The sequence below is a fragment of the Paenibacillus tritici genome, from assembly GCF_013204885.1.
GTDB classification, from domain to species: Bacteria; Bacillota; Bacilli; order Paenibacillales; family Paenibacillaceae; genus Paenibacillus_AQ; species Paenibacillus_AQ tritici.
The window spans coordinates 225,445-243,980 of record NZ_JABMKX010000010.1; the positions used below are offsets into that span (position 1 = coordinate 225,445).

General features: G+C 53.0%; 13 protein-coding genes and 1 riboswitch. Of the genes, 5 read left to right on the plus strand and 8 right to left on the minus strand.

Annotated elements, in window-relative coordinates; all coding sequences use genetic code 11:
* Window positions 1–254: 254 nt before the first annotated feature.
* Complete coding sequence (locus HQN87_RS19305; RefSeq protein ID WP_254075565.1) at window positions 255–1,370, minus strand: polysaccharide deacetylase family protein; 1,116 nt, start codon at window positions 1,368–1,370, stop codon at window positions 255–257.
* Window positions 1,371–1,898: 528 nt separating this feature from the next.
* On the opposite strand from HQN87_RS19305, the gene qoxA reads away from it, so the two are divergent.
* From qoxA to qoxD, 4 genes are read left to right on the plus strand one after another with little or no spacing between them, the layout of a single operon-like run.
* On the plus strand, window positions 1,899–2,915 hold the full coding sequence (qoxA, locus tag HQN87_RS19310; RefSeq protein WP_173136717.1) for a cytochrome aa3 quinol oxidase subunit II: 1,017 nt from the start codon (window positions 1,899–1,901) through the stop codon (window positions 2,913–2,915).
* Between the two features lie 43 nt (window positions 2,916–2,958).
* The gene (qoxB, locus tag HQN87_RS19315; RefSeq protein WP_173136719.1) at window positions 2,959–4,908 is read left to right on the plus strand and encodes a cytochrome aa3 quinol oxidase subunit I; all 1,950 of its coding nucleotides are present in this window, start codon (window positions 2,959–2,961) and stop codon (window positions 4,906–4,908) included.
* Complete coding sequence (locus tag HQN87_RS19320; RefSeq protein ID WP_173136721.1) at window positions 4,905–5,501, plus strand: cytochrome (ubi)quinol oxidase subunit III; 597 nt, start codon at window positions 4,905–4,907, stop codon at window positions 5,499–5,501. Before qoxB ends, HQN87_RS19320 begins: the two co-directional genes overlap by 4 nt.
* A gap of 1 nt (window position 5,502) precedes the next feature.
* Window positions 5,503–5,796: a cytochrome aa3 quinol oxidase subunit IV gene (qoxD, locus tag HQN87_RS19325; RefSeq protein WP_173136723.1), complete on the plus strand. Its 294-nt coding sequence runs from the start codon at window positions 5,503–5,505 to the stop codon at window positions 5,794–5,796.
* A gap of 128 nt (window positions 5,797–5,924) precedes the next feature.
* Here the strand turns inward: qoxD and HQN87_RS19330 are convergent, their stop codons facing one another.
* Window positions 5,925–7,052: a TolB family protein gene (locus tag HQN87_RS19330; protein WP_173136725.1), complete on the minus strand. Its 1,128-nt coding sequence runs from the start codon at window positions 7,050–7,052 to the stop codon at window positions 5,925–5,927.
* A gap of 92 nt (window positions 7,053–7,144) precedes the next feature.
* Between HQN87_RS19330 and HQN87_RS32775 the strand changes: the two genes are divergently transcribed.
* A complete protein-coding gene (locus tag HQN87_RS32775; protein ID WP_301953196.1) occupies window positions 7,145–7,276 on the plus strand; it encodes a hypothetical protein in 132 nt (43 codons plus the stop codon).
* 1,124 nt (window positions 7,277–8,400) lie between these two features.
* On the opposite strand, the gene HQN87_RS19335 is transcribed toward HQN87_RS32775, so the two are convergent.
* From HQN87_RS19335 to HQN87_RS19370, 6 genes are all read right to left on the minus strand, one after another.
* Complete coding sequence (locus HQN87_RS19335) at window positions 8,401–10,110, minus strand: methyl-accepting chemotaxis protein (RefSeq protein ID WP_173136728.1); 1,710 nt, start codon at window positions 10,108–10,110, stop codon at window positions 8,401–8,403.
* A 151-nt stretch (window positions 10,111–10,261) separates the two neighbouring features.
* Window positions 10,262–10,948, minus strand: a complete 687-nt coding sequence (locus HQN87_RS19340; protein WP_173136730.1) for an ECF transporter S component — start codon at window positions 10,946–10,948, stop codon at window positions 10,262–10,264.
* Window positions 10,921–12,777: an ABC transporter ATP-binding protein gene (locus HQN87_RS32090; RefSeq protein WP_216857367.1), complete on the minus strand. Its 1,857-nt coding sequence runs from the start codon at window positions 12,775–12,777 to the stop codon at window positions 10,921–10,923. The genes HQN87_RS19340 and HQN87_RS32090 overlap by 28 nt, the downstream gene beginning before the upstream one ends.
* On the minus strand, window positions 12,693–13,637 hold the full coding sequence (locus HQN87_RS19360; protein WP_173136734.1) for an energy-coupling factor transporter transmembrane component T: 945 nt from the start codon (window positions 13,635–13,637) through the stop codon (window positions 12,693–12,695). Before HQN87_RS19360 ends, HQN87_RS32090 begins: the two co-directional genes overlap by 85 nt.
* Entirely contained in the window at window positions 13,634–14,641 is a 1,008-nt protein-coding gene (locus tag HQN87_RS19365) for a DUF4430 domain-containing protein (protein ID WP_216857368.1), read from the minus strand. Before HQN87_RS19365 ends, HQN87_RS19360 begins: the two co-directional genes overlap by 4 nt.
* Window positions 14,642–15,405: 764 nt before the next feature.
* Window positions 15,406–17,586 (minus strand): S-layer homology domain-containing protein, encoded by a 2,181-nt coding sequence (locus HQN87_RS19370; protein ID WP_173136736.1) that lies wholly within the window; start codon window positions 17,584–17,586, stop codon window positions 15,406–15,408.
* Between the two features lie 193 nt (window positions 17,587–17,779).
* A riboswitch (cobalamin riboswitch) is annotated at window positions 17,780–17,975 on the minus strand.
* Window positions 17,976–18,536 lie beyond the last annotated feature (561 nt).

The window sequence follows — 18,536 nt, forward strand, 5'->3', positions numbered from 1 at the left end:
TATTCAGGTGCACTTATGCTCTTCATTGCTTCTCTCGAGCTATACTCAGCCGATTCCGAGGGATTTATCCCTTTCATTTCCACGCCTGGCCTACTTTCAGCCGATTCAGAGGGATTTATCCCTTTCCTTTCTGCGACAGGTTCCTTATCCACAAAAAAAAGCAAGCCATCGGGGATCTCCCCCGCAGCTTGCTCCTTAACGTACCTATGCTCTTAGCGGCTACTCTTCTCAGCTACTCTTATCAACTACTCTTCTCAGCGTTTATCCTTCCAGAAATTGAGCGGCTCCATATCCTTCGTGATGAGCTTGAAGGTATAGCCTTCCTTCTTCAGCTTCTCCAGAATACGCGGCAGCACCTTGAGTGTAGCCTTCTGGTCATGCATCAGAATGACCGGATTGGTCTTGGATGCCTTCAGCTTATTCACCTGGTCCATCACGGTGTTATAGATTCTGTCACTGTTCTGTTTGTATTTCCAGTCATAGGAGTCCACGTTCCAGTCCCAGAGATGATATCCCTGCGTCAGGACTTTATCGCGGAAGGACTTGGTGAAATAGGGCTTGCTTCCGTATGGCGTACGGATCAGGGTGGTGCTGACTCCCGTCAGCTTCTTCAATGTCGCATTGGCCCCTGACATCTCGGCAAGCGCCGCCGAAGGGGAGGCATAGAACTTCTCCTTGCGGTGGGTCACGCCATGCAGCGCTAAGCCATAGCCTTCCTTCGCAATCCGTTTCACCTGGGCGGGATGCTCATTCATGTTGTTCCCCAGCATGAAGAAGGTCGCCTCTACGTTATATTTGTGCAGGATATCCAGCAGCTCGCCAGTAGTGGCCGACGGGCCGTCGTCGAAGGTAAGATACACAGTCCGGCCCGGTTTGCCCGGTTCAGCCGGAGTTACAGGAGTCACTGGAACCACTGGAGCCTTCGGCTTCAGCTCAGCAGCATATTTATCGGTAAAGGCCCCATCTGTCAGCTGCGCCGAGCTGTCCTTGACACGAAGTAAATATTTATCCCCCGCATAGGAAATGCTATACCCGAGAGAAGCGCTGACCTTCAGTGGAACCATTAGCTTGCCATTTTGCACAAATGTACTCATAGGCACCACTTTGCCGTCTTTGAGCATAGCCCCGCCGTCGTTCTTCAGCAAGGTCAGGGAGCCGGAGCCGCCAGAGATGTGAATCCCGTTAGCCAGACCGGTGAGGGTCCATTTCAGCTCATCCGCCAGAGAGCGCAGCGGAACATAATAGGTGCCTTTGTCAGATACAGCTTCGATCGCACTTAATTTATCGTTTACTCCAAGCTTCAGAGTAGTGCTATTGCCTTCAGCGTTAGCCGGGATCTGCACAAGACCCATAATTAGGAATAAGGACATGAATAACAGCATTATTTTTTTGATACGCACAGCAGCAGTCTCCAATCTATGTATATTTGTCTATCACTTTATCACATATAGATATAACGTAATTTGAGAGATTGTAACCGTAAGCTAAAAAATTGTTACTCTCTGCAATGGGAAATGAGGGTTCGTCACTATTTTCAGAAAGTAGGCATTTTTCGTCGAATGCTGTCGCAGCAAGCAATAAGCGGTTAAATTACGGGTTTTTTACCCCAAATAATTGTGACAAAATTAATAACAATCATGAAATATTGAACAAAAATTGAACAACCTTAAAATTAGCTAAAGTGCGCCACTACAGTGATCTTTATCATACCCTTAGGTAGTTGTAACAATTTGATCACACATATTTAACTTGTTCGCCATTTTTAAGGACTTTATTAGCTTATTATACAAAATATGTATTTTGCATTATGGGTAAGTAGTTCTTACTATAGATACAGATCAATGTAAGTCCGTTAATGAACGGCGAATGAAAAGTAGTATTGAAGGAAGGAGTTCTATATGAAAAAAAAGGGACCGTTATACGCTTTGTTTCTAAGCCTGATCCTTCTCCTGCCGGGATGCAGCTCGATCGCTGTTCTGAACCCGAAGGGGCCGTCTGCAAGAACGTTATCTGACACCATTATTCTCTCTATCATTGTTATGCTTGGTGTTCTGGCTGTTGTCTACATTCTATACATCTTTGTACTGGTGAAGTATCGTGCGAAGAAGAGTAATGAGGATTACATCCCTAAGCATGAGGAAGGCAACGTGGTACTGGAGGCCATCTGGATTATCATCCCGATCATTATCGTAGCCTTCCTGTCCGTTGTAACCGTCAAGACAACTACTGAAGTGGAGAATGTGGCTGCGGACTATAAAGATCAGACTCCGCTGGTCATCTATGCTTCCTCTTCCAACTGGAAATGGCATTTCAGCTATCCTGAAGAAGGAATTGAGACGGTGAACTACGTGAATATGCCGGTTCATCGTGCAGTTGAATTCAGAATGTACTCATTCGGCACCATTACCAGCTTATGGATTCCACAGCTTGCCGGTCAAAAGTACGCCATGAGCGACATGCTGACAACGCTTCATCTGTCCGCAGATACCGAAGGCTCTTATATCGGCAAAAATGCGAACTTCAGCGGTAAGGGCTTTGCACACATGGAGTTTGAAGCGCTTGTCTTAAGTAACAAGGGTTACGAGGACTGGGTCAAGGAAGTGAAGGAAACCGCGCCTAAGCTTACTGAGGAAGAGTTCAAGGGCTTGCTGGCCACTGACTACCTTGGACGCAAAACCTATTCTTCCACCCATCTGGAGTTCAGCCCTCCACCGGGAGACCACAGTGAGCATATGAGTGGTCACGGTAAGGAGATGGATATGGACAACGGCAATCCGGAGCATAAGGATAACAAAGAAATCCATCCTTCTCCCGAGCCGTCCAGCGGAACGGAATTTGACAGCGAACCTGATCCGGAGGTCGATCAGCCGCTGCCAAGCTCACCGGTGGATGAAAGTACACATGAAGGACACTAGCTCTGAAAGAGCTTGATGCAACACACTGAAAGGAGCTACCCTAATGGATTTAGACAAATTTAAGGTTCACGGCGAACCCTTGATATACGGGGCCATGATCAGTATTGCACTGGCCACCATCGGGATTCTCGTAGGGCTTACCTATTTCAAGAAATGGGGATACCTGTGGCGCGAGTGGCTGACAACGGTTGACCACAAAAAAATCGGGATCATGTATATCCTCGCAGCGCTGCTGATGCTGTTCCGCGGCGGCGTAGATGCAATGATGATGCGTCTGCAGACGGCTGCGCCGGAAATGAAATTCCTCGATGCGCAGCATTACAATGAGGTCTTCACCACCCATGGCCTGATCATGATTCTATTCATGGCCATGCCGTTCATCATCGGTCTGATGAACGTGATTATCCCGCTGCAGATTGGTGCACGGGACGTTGCCTTCCCGCGGCTTAACGCCGTCAGCTTCTGGCTCTTCTTCATGGGTGCCATGCTGCTGAACATCTCCTTCGTCATCGGGGGATCGCCGGACGCCGGATGGTCAGCCTACTTCCCGCTGGCGAGTATTGAGTTCAGCCCGACCGTCGGTAACAACTACTACTCCCTGGCCTTGCAGATTTCCGGTATCGGTACTCTGATTACAGGGGTCAACTTCATCGTAACGATTCTGAAGATGCGCGCACCAGGCATGACGCTGATGAAAATGCCGATGTTCACCTGGTCCGTACTCATCACCAACGTTATTATCGTCTTCGCCTTCCCGGTCCTTACCGTAGCGCTGGCGCTGATGATGTTCGACCGCCTTTTCGGCTCCCAGTTCTTCACGATGGCCAACGGCGGGATGGATATGCTCTGGGCCAACCTGTTCTGGGTCTGGGGACATCCGGAGGTATATATCGTTATCCTGCCGGCGTTCGGTATCTATAGCGAAATTATCGCCACCTTCTCCAAAAAGAACCTGTACGGCTATACCTCCATGGTATTCAGTATGGTGATCATCTCGCTCCTCTCCTTCCTTGTATGGGCGCATCACTTCTATACAATGGGTCAAGGGGCAATGGTCAACAGCTTCTTCTCGATTACCACGATGGCCATTGCCGTCCCTACAGGGGTCAAGATATTTAACTGGCTATTCACCCTGCGAAAGGGCAGGATTACCTTCACGACACCAATGCTATACACGCTTGCCTTCATCCCGATCTTTACGATCGGCGGCGTGACGGGTGTCATGCTGGCTATGGCCAGTGCCGATTACCAGTATCACAACACCATGTTCCTGGTGGCACATTTCCACTACGTGCTGATTCCGGGCGCCGTATTCGCCGTCATCGCCGGATTCCACTATTGGTTCCCGAAAGTGTTCGGCTTCCGCCTGAATGAACGTCTGGGTAAACATGCCTTCTGGTGGATCATTATTTCCTTCAACGTCACCTTCTTCCCGCTGTTCTTCCTGGGACTGATGGGAATGACGCGTCGTCTGTATACTTACTCGGAGGAATCAGGCTTTGGTCCGCTCAATATGCTGTCCTTCGTGGGGGCCGTCGGGCTGGCTATCGGCTTCCTGATACTGGTCTATAATATTTACTGGAGTACCCGCTACATGCCGAGAGATACGACCAACGATCCTTGGGATGGCCGGACGCTCGAATGGGCTACACACAGTCCGATACCGCTCTACAACTTTGCGATTGTGCCTAAGGTTGAGACACGTGATGCCTTATGGTCTGCGAAGCATGACAATATCCCGTTGTATACGGATAACAAAATCACTAAAATTCATATGCCAAGCAATACCGGCAAGCCGTTCATATTGGGTGTAATCTTCTTCTTCCTGGGCTTCTTCCTGGTCTTCAGCATGTGGATTCCGGCCATTGTCGCAGGAATTGGAGTTATAGTGATGCTGGGCTTCATGTCCTTTGACAAGGATCAGGGCTACTATATTTCCGCAGAAGAGGTTAAGGCTACAGAAAAGAAATTGATGCGGGGTGAGACTGTATGAAAATAGATGCGTCCAAGCCGCTCGAATATTCAACGGAAGAGAACAGTAACAAGATCTTCGGCTTCTGGGTCTTTCTCGGAGCCGAGATCCCTCTCTTCGCAACGCTGTTCACTGTATATTTCGTAATGGTTAACCGGTTCGCCAGCGGACCGAGCGGCAGCGAGCTGTTTGAAATCGGACCTGTGCTGATGGAAACCTTCCTGCTGCTCTCCAGTTCATTCACGATCGGCCTTGCTGTCCATGCCATGCGGCTTGGCTACAAGAAGGCGACCATGGTCTTCATGGCGATTACGCTGCTCATGGGCCTGGCCTTTGTCGGTATTGAAATCGACGAGTTCTTCACGTATGTACATGAGGGTGCAACCCTGCAAACCAGCGGTTTCCTCTCCAGTCTGTTCGTGTTACTCGGAACGCATGGTCTCCATGTCAGCTTTGGCTTCCTGTGGGGAGTGGGGATTATGATTCAGCTGTGGCGCCGCGGCATTACACCGGCCACCGCCAACAAAACGTTCATCTTCTCCTTGTTCTGGCATTTCTTAGACGTAGTATGGATCTTTATCTTCAGCTTCGTCTACCTGAAAGGACTGATGTGACATGATGAAGCAACTATTTCCAATTCGCCATGTGATGGGCTATCTGGCCTCTCTCGTCCTCTCTGCCGCTGCGCTGATCGTTATCTATGGAGATCTGTCCTCCAGTGCTAATATGGTCGTGCTGCTAGTCACAGCGCTGATACAGGCCTCATTGCAGCTGTTTGTGTTCATGCACATTGGAGAATCGGCCGATTCCAAAAAAGAGCTATACCTCAACATCGCCTACGCCATGTTCGTAGCTCTGGTCACCATCTTCGGCACCCTGTTCATCTTCGTATGGGGCTGGTATGCTTAACCTGAAGTAGAAGGATAAGTTATCAGGTGAAATTTTAATAAAAGCGGTCCGTTTCCGGTATGTTACCGGAGCGGGCCGCTTTTTTATTTATATAGGCCGACCTTCAAGCATTAACTCAAGGCTCCGCTCTACTTCAACTGGACTATACTGCTGCTGTTTCCACCCTCGCTCCACTCGGTATACGAAAGTTGCTTGCCAGATGGGCTCCAGGAGGTTGTCATAGTCCCGCTGCTCTCTGCAATCTGGACAGACTTGTCAGAAGAAAGATCGTAGACATATAAAGTATTATTCGTTGTACCATTCTCTTCAAGGGCTACGCTATAGGCAATCAGCCGCTGATCCGGGGACCATGAAAGAGCGCCTAGCTCGGCACCTTCCACAAGAGTCCGCTGATTCTTACCGTCTGCATCACTAAGGAGCAGCGTTTGGGTATTTTCCTTATATTGCAGTATTAGCAGTTGTTCTTCATCCGGTGAAGGGATTACGCTGCCAGCAGGATCAACAGGCAAGGTGGCCTTCTCCTTAGTGTTCAGGTCCAGGGTTTGCAAGGCTTCATTCGCATTGGAAGTGTAATACATCTTATCCTTGATTTGCTTCACAACAATCAGGCCTTCCCCGCTTAATCCCTCGACCGGAGCGATCTTCCCGGAGGTACTGGCTGTGTAGGCACCACCGCTGTAAGCCGGACCCACTACCGTATCCTTATCGGCCCATGACGCCCCCATCGCTCCGGCAATGGTATCGCCCGTGATGCTGAAGGTCTTCTTCGACCCTAGGTCCATCACGTGATAGACCGGATCACCTAACGAGAATTCGCTATACAGCAGGTACAAGTTATCCGAGGACAGCCTGGCATCGCCCAGCATTGTATTTTTCTTTTCTTTGATCAGCTCGTATTCCCCGGTATCCAGGTGGTAGAAATACAGGCTGTGGGGATAAGCCCCCGACAGCTCCTCCAGACTCATGGGGCCCAGCTTGTCGTTCTCCTTGGACACTACAACCGTGGTGTCGTCCTTCCAGTCGTTAATGGCTATATCCTTATACTCTTTGATGTCCCCTACTGCTATACCAGCAGCTTCAGAAGGTGCCGGGGTTGCCTCAGGCGCTGCCGTCGGCTGGGCAGATGCTTCAACCGGTGCCGGACTACTCTCCGGCTTCGGGCTTACCGCCGCATTGCCGCCCTGCTCGCTGCTACAGGCAACCAGCGTCATCAGCAGGGCAGGAACTAAGGCCAGCTTCAATGGGTGATTGTTCATATAGGAACCGCCTCCTTAAAGTGATATTAGGGTAAGAATGGGTGTGTGAGAACTGAGGAATGTATGATGTATGTGCTGGTGGACTGGGGTAGGTGCTGGGCTGGTGTGGGATTGGACCGATGCTGGATGTGCGCTGGGCTGGTGCTCAATTGGTGCTGGACTGGTGCTGGATTGGACCCATGCTGGATGTGCGCTGGGCTGGTGTGGGATTGATGCTGGGCTAGTGCTCGATTGGTGCTGGACTCATGCTGGATGTGCGCCGGGCTAGTGCAGGATTGGTGCTGGACCCATGCTGGATGTACGCTGGGCTGGTGCTGGATTGGCGCTGGACACATGCTGGATGTGCGCCTGGCTAGTGCTGGCGCCTTGCTTACTAATACCCGGTTTTTGCCCCCGGGCAACATTAATGACGCAAACTAACTGCTATTTGTTGCACACGCTGCAGCCTACTTTTGGCGGGATCAGAGGGATTTATACACCTGATTCCGCCATGCGGCCTACTTTTGCGGGGATCAGAGGGATTTATACATCTGATTTTGCTAGACGGCCTACTTTTGCGAGGATCAGAGGGATTTATACACTTGATTCCACCATGCGGCCGACTTTTGGCGGGACCAGAGGGATTTATACACCTGATTCCGCTATGCGGCATACTTTTGGCGGGATCAGAGGGATATATACATCTGATTCCGCCATGCGGCCCACTTTTGGCGGGATCAGAGGGATTTATACACTTGATTCTGCTATGCGGCCGACTTTTACGAGGATCAGATGGATTTATACATCTGATTCCGCCATATGGCCTACTTTTGCGAGGATCAGAGGGTTTTATACATCTGATTTTGCTAGACGGCCTACTTTTGGCGGGATCAGAGGGATTTTTGCTCTTCATTCGCTCCCATGGGCCGTATCCAGCGGAATCAAGTGCATTTATGCTCCTCATTTGCCTCCTCCAGGGAGTATCTGGCAGAATCAGGTGCACTTATGCTCCTCATTCGCTGCTGTGGACCGTATCCGGGAAAATCAAGAGCACTAATGCACCTCCTACCACCTTCCCTTAGGTATACACACTGGGAGGAGTCAGAGTATGGTGTTCATTTGACCTCGCGCACAGCCCAAATGGGAACGGCTACACAGTCCTTACGAGGACTGGACCTTTCTCAGTGGGGCATGGAGGATATAGAGGGACATAGAATAAGAGAGTTAGAGTGAACAGGATGAGGGTCAGAGTGAATCTTATAAATCCTTAGATTAAATACATATTAAAAAGCCCGGCCCAGCCGAAGAAACCCCAGATTCTACTGAGTTCTCCGGCCGCACCGGGCCTTGTTGATGTCTATTCTAGTGGTTAGAGCCGGAACCGGGCCAGATGCTTCTGCAGATCCTCGGCCAAGGTAGCCAGATACTGGGCAGACGAGGACATCTCACCCATCGCGGTTAGCTGCTCCCTGCTCGCTTCGCTGGTCCCCTGGACATCCTGCGCTCCCTTACGCGAGATTTCATTCACTCCAGCCATGGACTTGGCTACGCTCTCCGATTCCTGCGCGACATGTCCGATCACCTCCGTGATCTGTTCTGTCTGTTCACTGGCAGCCTGTATGGAGGACTGGATCGCAGCAAAGGCCGCAGACACCACTTCGCTCTGTGCCACCCCATGGGAGACGATCCCAGAGCCAATCTCCATGGATTCAACGGCACTCGCGGTCTGCTCCCGGATATGGTTAATAATCTCCGTAATCTGCAGCGAGCTTCTTCCAGTAGCCTCCGCCAGCTTGCGGATCTCACCGGCAACTACAGCGAAGCCAAGGCCATGCTCTCCCGCCCTGGCCGCTTCGATGGAAGCGTTCAGAGACAACAGATTCGTCTGTGTTGCAATCTCATTGATGGTCGTTATGATCGTGTTGATCTCTTCCGACAGGCTGCCCAGACTGCCGACAATACGCTGGCTCGCCGAGACGCTGGAATCAATCTCCCGCATCTGGACAAGAATCTGCTCCACCGCTTCCACCCCGCGGTCCGTGGAGGCGGCGGCCTGTCCCATCAGATTAGTCATTTCATTCCCGCTATGCAGGGCTTCAGCAATATCGTAGGTCATCGTCCGCACAGACTGGGTCGTAATGGCAATGCTATCCGCCTGCACATCGAATCCGGCAGCAATCCCGCTTGAGGTTTCGGCGATCAGCAGTGAGGCGTGTGCCGTCTGATCGGCACTGGCGCTCATCTGCTGTGAGGATGCCGACAGGATCTCGGCACTCTCGGAGACTCCGCGCATCATATTTTTGAGGCCTTCCAGCATTGTATTGAAGGACGTATTAATCTGGCCAATCTCATCCTTGGACTGGTACGAGGCCGACGCTGTCAGATCCCCTGCCTCCGCCCGCTTCATTAGCCCCTGCAGCTCCTTAAGCGGTCTCGTAATCAGCCGCGTAATAATAATGCTGAGGACAATACTGAGCAGCAAGGCCATCGTAATCAGAACGCCGCTCAAAGTAACGGAGCTCTTGGCACTCTCCACAGTCTCCGTATTATGGGCAGACGCATCCTGGATGAACAGGGCCGCTGTCTCTTCAAGCAGCCGGACCATTTTGCCGCGCAGTTCATTGAAGGCCTGGCCTGTAAAAACCTGATAACCCTCATCATTAAGGTCATTGTCGGCCAGATGTATAATATTATCACGCTGTGAACGGTAATCCGGCAGGAGCAGGCTATACTCGTTCACATAAGCTGCAATCTTGTCGTTGTTGAAGTCGATCATCTTCAGTTGGGCCAAAAGCTCATTGTTGGTCTTGATATTCGCCTCAATAGCTGTCTTAAGCTCCCGGCTCTTCGCAGAATCCGTTGTAATCAGATCCTCCAGCAAAAAAGCTTCGATCGCCCGGTTATTCCCCCGGATCTCGGTAATGAAGTAAATAGGCTGCAGATTCTGCTGGTAAGTCTCCTTGGACCTCTCTGCCATCCTGGTTGTAGTAAGGATACCTGTTGTCCCGATTCCAATAAGCAGGATTATAATCACTGCTATCAGCACTATCATTTTATGCTTAATCTTCAGATGTCTCATTCCCGTAATCCCGCCTTCTCGATATCTTGCTGTAACATTATTTATCGGAGAATTACGTCGAATTGTTGATGGTCCGCTAAAAATAATGTCGAAAAAAGAAGAATTTTATCTTTTTTTATTCAGCCACACAGTTTAGCAACAATCGCCCTCGTCACTCTTGAAGCAGTCCGTACTTCTTGCGGAATCTCTGCAGGACCTTGGTCCATCCTCCGGCAAGCACGGCCAGGAAGAACACATTCGACAAGGCATGAGCCAGATCGAAATAAAAGCTTGCGGCAAACGTAGCGGCAACCAGCCGCCAATTGAAGGCATCCGGCAGACTGATAATGACCCAGATATTCATAATCCAGCCGAACAGGAAGCCCCAGAGGAAGCCGAAGACCAAAAGTCCGGCCCGTTTGCTCAGCAACCAGCTTGTCCGCAGCCATCCGGCTGTAAGTCCGATCATGCCCCAGGCAAACATCTGCCACGGCGTCCAGGGACCCTGCCCGAAGTATATATTGGAGACCAGCGCGGCCACTGCCCCAATGACGAATCCCGCCTCTGCCCCGAAGACATAAGCCGAGAGAATGACAACGGCCGACACAGGCTTCACACTAGGCAACGCGGCAAAAGGAATCCGGCTGACCGCGGCAATCGCCGATAACACAGCCAGCAGCACCAGTTCACGGGACTGGAGAGGGCGGCGCTCCAGACGGATAAATAACGGCAGCAGCGCTGCCAGAAGCAATACTACACTAAGCAGCATATAATGCCGGTCCGTGAACGCGGCGGCAAGTGCAAGTACAGCCACAAATAAGCCGAGAGCCGTCAGGAGCGGTAAGCGGAAGCGGGCCATAATGAAATCACATCCTCCATTGTCAATGCCTGCGGCAGCCAGTCCCGCACCATCCGGTTCACTGCCGTGGTATAGAAATAATTGCTGCTGAAGAACTCAGCCGGCGTTCCCTCTGCTGTTATCCCCCCGTCAAAGAGCAGCGCGCAGCGCGAAGCATGTCTAGCGGCAAACTCCACATCATGAGTAACGATCAGGATAGTTGCCCCCTGCCCGCGCAATTGCTGAAGCAGAACAGCCAGCCGGTCCTTGGCTGCCGGATCAAGCCCCTTGGTCGGCTCGTCCAGGAGCAGAATATCCGGCTTCATCAGCATCATCATGGCAAGAGCCGTCTGCTGCTGCTGCCCGCCGCTGAGGTCATGCGGATGGCTCTGCAGCACCTCGCGGAGCCGGAACACCTCCAGCAGAGCCTCAATCTCACGCTCAGCTCCCTCTGGTGACAGCCCGGCATAGCTGCCCATATGCTGCAATTCCTCAGCCACCGTATCATAGCTGAAATAGAGCAGCGGATTCTGTGCCAGAAGGCCGGTTGTTCTGCCCTTGGCGAGCTCTGTTTTGCCGCGCTGCGGCTTCAGCAGCCCGTTCAGCACATGCAACAGGGTGGACTTGCCCGCCCCGTTCCCGCCCATGACCGCAAGCAATTCCCCCTGCTTAAGCGTCAGCGAGAGCTTCCGCAGTACCTCCCGGCCTTCCTTCTCATAGCGGAAGGTCACTTCCCGGCAGGTGAGCAGAGGCGCGGCAGCGGCAGGGAATTCCGCAGAGTCGGGCCTGTTGGATAGGGTGGACGGGACTTCAGGTGAATACGCACTGGCTGCAGTGACAGAATCAATGCGTGCATGAGCATTAGGAGCTAACGCAGGCTTAGGGCTGGGAGCATGATCTGCTCGGTTTGCTCGGTTTGCTCGGTTTGCTCGGTTTGCTTGGTCTGCTTGGTCTTCTCGGTCTGCGATGGAACCAGCAGCGGCGGCGGCCTTCTCCGCCCCCTCCGTCAGGGAATGCAGCCAGCGTCTGCCCTCGCGCATGGTCAGCGGGATATTCTCCGGAGCGGCTGAATCCGCTTCCGGGCTCAGCGACAAATAGAGGCGCGAAGCTGCCGGCAGATAATACTGGCCCGAAGTCAACTCTCCACTGCCGGCATACCGGGCGAACAGGCGGGGGGCCGCATCAGCAAGAAGCTTGCCCTCTTCCAGCATCAGCACACGATCCGCCAGCGGGAGCACCTCCTCCAGCCGGTGCTCGCTGATGATCACCGTCACGGACATCTCTTCGTTCAGCCGCTGCAGGGCCATAATGAATTCCCGCGCAGCTACAGGATCCAGCTGTGAGGTGGGCTCATCCAGTAGCAGCACCTTCGGCTGGAGCAGCAGGACGGACGCCAGGTTCAGCAATTGTTTTTGTCCGCCTGACAGCTCATGGACGGACTTGTACAGCAGCGGCTCCAGCCCGAATAATCCGCAGATCTCAGCCAGCCGGGTCCGCATTACAGCAGGTGGAATTCCCAGATTCTCCATGGAGAAGGCCAGCTCATGCCAGACGGTATCCATCACGATCTGGGCCTCGGGGTTCTGGAAGACCATCCCTATCTCTCCGGCAGCCACTGCCGCAGGAAGACTGGATACAAGCTGCCCTCTGTAGGTTAAGGTTCCGCTGAACGTGCCCACTGGTGTAAGCTCTCGCTTCAGATGACGCAGGAGGGTGGTTTTGCCGCTGCCTGACGGGCCGCATAGCACTACGAATTCACCCTCTTTTATTGTGAACGATAACTCATGGAGCGAGTCCCTGTCTTCTTCAGGATATCGGAAGGATAAGTGCTGTGCTTTGAGGATCTCCATAACCATTTCTCCTTTCCTTCCAGCCCCGCAGGGATCAGGACGAACAGGCAGAAGCTGCCGTACATCACTGCATCCTGCCAGCCGAAATCCATGTTGTTCATGCGGGGATAGATCTCCAGCTTGCCGTATCCCTGCAGCCAGAACAGCAGCGTAACCATACCGCTAACCGTTAACAGCAGCATAACCAGCTTATCCTGCAGATCAGCCTTGAATATACTATAAGTGCTGCGTTTGGTGCTGCCATAGCCGCGGGCCGTCATAGAATCGCCTGTCTGCAAGGCTTCCTCAAGCGACCAGGTGAGCAGTACTTTTAGCAGCGTCATCCCGTCTCTCATCCGTTTCTTCAGACTTCCCGTGCCGGTATCCACCCCGCGCAGACGCTGGATCAGGGTAATCTGGCGCAGCCGCCGCTGGAACAACGGGACGAACCGTATCGCCATCAGCGTCAACAGAGCCGTTCTCGGCGCAGCCGCCGCGAATAGATACATGAATTTATCTGTTGTTACCGTGTAATTGTAGGAAATGAACCAGATCAGGATGGTCAGCAGCATAATCATCATCATGAGTCCATACAGCACAGCTTCCAGGGTAATCGGCTGGTCCAGGAAGTAGAACAGGATATGCGCCCCTCTGTGCGAGAACAGCGGATTCAGCAGGGCCACCGAAGCAGCCATCAGCAGTATAAAAGGCAAGCCGCGCAAAAGCAGTCTTCCCTGGCCTTGCAGCAGCAGGAGCGCCAGCAGTCCGGCCATCTCTGTTGCCAGAAATAACGGGTGAAACACCAGCAGAGCGAAGAGCAGCAGCCCTGCATAGTACAGCAGCGCTACCCCTGGATGCATGGAACGGAAGCCGCTGTTCATGGTGCCTTGGCCCCCAGATCCTTGCCGAGATCAAGCGTATACAGCCACTCAATGGTATCTCCGGGTTGAACGATCCAGCTGCCTGCCGCCTTGGACGGGAATTCTCCGTTCACCTTGTACATCCAGCCGCTCTCTGAGCCGTGATCATTTTCGTACAAATTATCAATACCTTCCACATAAGCAAAAGCCTTGCTGCCCTGATATTCCATCTGGATCTTCTGCTTCCGCGTAATCCGCTTAGTCAGCTCCAGCACACTCTCGTCCTTCACGATCTCATAATCCGCAGCGGCCAGGATAACCCCGTGCTCCTCATCTCCGGTAATGGAGAGGGTCACCCGGTTCTCCGGCTTGGCTGTGTCTGCCGGGCGCGGCGTTGCGGCACTGACCGGCGGGGATTGGGTGGCAGGCTTGCTGCTGCCCGCCGGAGATGGCGTGGCAGGCTTGCTGACGCCTGCCGAAGATGGCGCGGCGGGCTTGACGCTGCCTGCCGGAGATGGCGCGGCGGGCTTGACGCTGCCCGCCGGAGATGGCGTGGCAGGCTTGCTGACGCCTGCTGGAGATGGTGCGGCGGGCTTGACGCTGCCCGCCGGAGATGGCGTGGCAGGCTCGCTGACGCCTGCCGAAGATGGCGCGGCGGGCTTGCTGCTGCCCGCCGAAGGCTGCGCGGCAGGCTCGCTGGCGCGTGCCTGTGCTGGAGCTGGCGTAACGGAAGGCTTCCCCGTTACGTCAGCGGCAGCGGCTCCGGCGGGCGCAGCGCCGGAGGTTGAAGCTGCCATGCCGTCCGCCGTAGCGGACGGTATGGCAGTGCCCTCAGCGGCTCCCGGCAGCGGAGCCGCTTCGTCTGGAGGCCGCGTCGTCTGCGCGGCCTGGGACCCGGCGGGCGGCTGCGGCCCGCCGGCTGTCTCATCCGGCTGCGCGTTGGAGCAGCCGGGGAGCAGCAATACCAGCAGGAGCAGAAGCAGTGTAGCGAGCCTGCCCCGGCCTGATTTTGATAGACTGAACATTACCTTCACACCTCCACAAAAAGGGAAAAGAACGGGGGCAGTCAGCCTGTTCCCCGTTCCTCCATACACCTTATGTTTTCTTTTTCGAGTTACTATTAATTCTAAACAGTTTCCAGGCAAAGTGCCACCCATCCCACCGCTGAATATCCGCTTCCCTCCGACCCCTTCGGTCTGCAGCCACCCAACCGGCAGCATAAGCTAGTCGCTTCAGGGATACTTCAGGTCCCTACAGGTCAGCTTCAAGTCACTTCAGATCGCTTCAGATCGCTTCAGGTCACTTCAGATCGCTTCAGGGTGACTTCAGGTCACTTCAGAGTAGCTTCAGTATCACTTCAGATCGCTTCAGGTTCACTTCAGTATCGCTTCAGGGTTACTTCAAGATCACTTTACTTTAGATCACTTCATCCGGCTTATCCGCTTCAGTAACCAGTAACCCCATTACATCAGCCTTAGCCGCTTCAACAGTCATTTGCTACTGGAGCAACAGCAGTTGGATTTTGTACACTTAATTGTTTCCGTTCTACTGTTTCACGGACTTTAGGTGGATTAACAGCATCTAATTCAGCCAATCATCCATCCTTTTGCCATTTGGCCGAATTTAAGTGCTGTTTATCCAACTGCTTCAGGGTGTGCTGAATTTCCTCTGCAATTAGATGTCATTTATCCACTTACATAAGACGCACTAAGATTGTACTTCAAGCTAAGCCGTCACTGCGGTGAACCCTCAGTCTTCCGGCCGCTGCCCATCACCCGATTTCTTGCTCCTAAGGCAATCTAACAGCCACAGCAGCGGCCATTTCCCGGGTTACAGCACCGGAAGGATCAAATGCGCCGCCGGTTCCGCTCATATATCCAAGGCCAGTCACCGTGCGTACCGCAGACAAGGCATAATCGCTGATCTCGTCTTCGTCGGTGAATGTACCTGCTCCTGCTCCGGCAGATGCCATATCCAGCTTAAAAGCTCGCGCAATCATCACAGCCATATCCTCGCGGCTTACCAGCCCGTCCGGTTTGAAGGTGGTGCTGGTTACTCCGCTGATGATCCCGAGCTCCTTCGCTTTGTTCACTGTTCCATAATACCATGCATCCGCCTTAACATCACTGAAGGCCCCAGCGGAAGCCGCCGCAGACGTCTCCTTGCCGGTTAACCGCAGCAGCAGCGCTGCGAATTCAGCGCGGGTAATGTTCTTTTTCGGTGCGAAGACCAGCGTCCCCTCACTCACGCCATTCATCAGCTTGCGGTCATACGCCGTGTATACCGACTCCAGCGCCCAAGGCGAGATCGACTTCACATCGCCAAAAGCAGGACGGCTAGACGCAGCAGAAGCCACGGTCAACGCCAGCGTATGACGAACGATTGCAGGTGTGTTGTCCTTCTGATATCCCGTAATTGCGAGTGTATATTTATTCGCTGGCAGGCCCCCTGTAACAACAGCCAGGCCGTCAGCATTCGTAGTTGCCGTTTTGCCGCCGATGGTTACCTGCACTCCTGCCGCCGGTGAAGTGACCGGATCGGAGGTGAAGGTCGCTTCATTCCATACCCATTTCTTTTGGGTGATTTTGATTGAAATATCTTGTCCAGGCTGCGGCTGTGCAGGAGTAAGGATCACGGAATCTACCACCTGCGTGTTATCTCCGCCATAATAGACAACGATGCGGTCATTCTCCTCCAGCACGAAATCTCCCATACCTACACTTGGATAGATCCATGCTCCGCCGCGGGCTACCACATACATCCAGCCATCATATCCGCCAAAAGCACCCGCGCTCACACCGCCGATCCCCGTCACGTAATTGCCTGCTTCATTGACCAGGGTGACGCGTTTGTCCGCTGCCGCTTTCTCAAGCGCCTTAAGTACATTTCCAGCGTACACGCTGCCCTCAGCCACGGTTCCCTTTGGACCTTCAATAGTAACCGAGACGCTGACCTGCGGATTCTTCACAGCAGTACCGCTAAGATCAAAGAACTTGCCGCCTGTACCCAGCAGCTTGTAGGCTACCAATGCCTCCAGTGCCTGCTCTGTAGAGAGCTGATTGTAGCTGCCGCCTGCAGTATGGGCGAACCCGCCGCCTGCTGCACTGAAGCTAAGAAGCTTGCTGACCAGATTCACATTCCCTTTGGTATAGTCTGCTCCTGCCGGGTCAATGCCGAAGGAAGACAGGCCAATCACGGCCTGAGCAACACTCTCGCTGCTGTCACCGTATCCGCCGTTCTTGTCCTGAGCCTTAGCAAGCCAGGCTGCCGCCCGCTGACCGGCAGTGTTCACAGCCGCTTCCTGCTTATGACCAGCCAGTGCGGTCAGCACCATCGCTGTCATATCCGGATCACTCGCACCCGTAGTCAGAGTGAAGCCGCCGTCGGTATTCTGCTTAGCCAGAATTTCTGCCAGCAGCTTGGCCTGCGTCCATTTCGCATCTGCCGGAATGGTATAGCTTCCAGAATCCAGCGCCAGCAGCACATAGACTGGATTGTTCAGCGTCTGGCCCGTGATTTTATCGTTGTTGTACAGCTTCTCGATCAGGTTATATCCTGCCACATTCGCCGGGTCGCCGCCCAGCGCCTTAACGGCAAGTGTGATCCGGGCATAGTCCGTAGCTCTGGCAAAAACACCCTTAGCCTCAGCTACCTTACCTTCAAGCGCCTTCAGATAGCTGGCCGGAACCTTGTAGCCAGCTTGGGCAAGGCCCATAGCCTGCCAGTCCGACTGGACTCCGTTCTTCAGCACGAACTCCGCAGTGGCATAGACTGCATCGGTTACGCTGGCTGCCGTACCTGCGGACAGAGCGGATGATGCCGATGCGGCAGTTCCGCCTGCCTGTGCAGCAGCCCCCGCCAATGCAGAAGCTTGTCCTGCCGGGGCCACGGCTGCTCCCAGAATGGCGAACAGCATAACTACCGCCAACCCCAGCCGTGTGAACTTAGATGATAAAGAATGGTTCTTCATAACTAACCTCTTTCCTGAAATAGAATGGATGAATCCTGCTTCCTCCGCCGGTACGGCGGCAACCTAAAGACCGCCCTGTACAGGGCGGCCGGGGAAGAATACAACACAGGGCGGCTGCCTGGGCGATTTCTCTTCGACCCGCAGCCTTAGCCTATATCGGCATCTGCTTCCACATTCTTACCCCCGAAGAATAGAAACAACAACGGAACAGGCAGGTCTCCTGGCTCATACTTCACCGCTTCCCCCGCCTTCCCATCCAGTTAGCAGACAGTGGCTTCTTCAGGAGTCGCTCCGTATTTACAGTGGCGGGACCGCGCCGGACTTGCACCGGACTTCCCTTTTAAGCAGATCCTCTCTTAGAAACGCTAAGCCCTCTGATAGCAACAACACATTGTTTCTAAGGAATCCGCACCTTTTCCCAAAGCTTATTAAATTTAAATATTCTCAAACAATCATATCTACTATTCCCCTGTATGTCTATAGACAAGCTGTTTCTATTGCCGACAATCTAATGCTCCATTCCGCCAAGACGAAACGCTGCACTGTCCTTTAAAAGGATGACCTTCGTTTCCGCGAAAACACAAAAATCCTGAACAGTACGTACCCGCTCCCCAGGCAACTCGTATTGTTCAGGACAAATTTGGTTGTTCTTCTGCTTCCGGTCAAGCGGTGGGGCATCTTCGGAGTCAACAGCAGAAGGCTGATTGTATTATGTACATCAGAATTGGAATAAAAGGTGCCGATAACACCTTCTGCTGTATTTCATGCATTAGAATGTGGCATATCCTGCTCATACGGGCAAAATACCCAAAACCGAATGTACTCAATACAACAGAACGCCCAATAACACGAAATATAGCTGATTTGAGTGTACAAAGTGCAATAGAGAGCATTCTTCCAAGTGTGTTAACGGACAAGCAGCCCTAATTTCTCTCCATAGCCAACGTTAC

Coding starts and splice junctions, on each gene's coding strand:
- qoxD (WP_173136723.1), top strand. CDS start 5,503: ATGATGAAGCAACTATTTCCAATTCGCCATGTGATGGGCTATCTGGCC.
- HQN87_RS19335 (WP_173136728.1), bottom strand. CDS start 10,110: ATGAGACATCTGAAGATTAAGCATAAAATGATAGTGCTGATAGCAGTG.
- HQN87_RS19330 (WP_173136725.1), bottom strand. CDS start 7,052: ATGAACAATCACCCATTGAAGCTGGCCTTAGTTCCTGCCCTGCTGATG.
- qoxA (WP_173136717.1), top strand. CDS start 1,899: ATGAAAAAAAAGGGACCGTTATACGCTTTGTTTCTAAGCCTGATCCTT.
- HQN87_RS19320 (WP_173136721.1), top strand. CDS start 4,905: ATGAAAATAGATGCGTCCAAGCCGCTCGAATATTCAACGGAAGAGAAC.
- qoxB (WP_173136719.1), top strand. CDS start 2,959: ATGGATTTAGACAAATTTAAGGTTCACGGCGAACCCTTGATATACGGG.
- HQN87_RS19360 (WP_173136734.1), bottom strand. CDS start 13,637: ATGAACAGCGGCTTCCGTTCCATGCATCCAGGGGTAGCGCTGCTGTAC.
- HQN87_RS19340 (WP_173136730.1), bottom strand. CDS start 10,948: ATGGCCCGCTTCCGCTTACCGCTCCTGACGGCTCTCGGCTTATTTGTG.
- HQN87_RS19370 (WP_173136736.1), bottom strand. CDS start 17,586: ATGAAGAACCATTCTTTATCATCTAAGTTCACACGGCTGGGGTTGGCG.
- HQN87_RS19305 (WP_254075565.1), bottom strand. CDS start 1,370: ATGTCCTTATTCCTAATTATGGGTCTTGTGCAGATCCCGGCTAACGCT.
- HQN87_RS32090 (WP_216857367.1), bottom strand. CDS start 12,777: ATGGAGATCCTCAAAGCACAGCACTTATCCTTCCGATATCCTGAAGAA.
- HQN87_RS19365 (WP_216857368.1), bottom strand. CDS start 14,641: ATGTTCAGTCTATCAAAATCAGGCCGGGGCAGGCTCGCTACACTGCTT.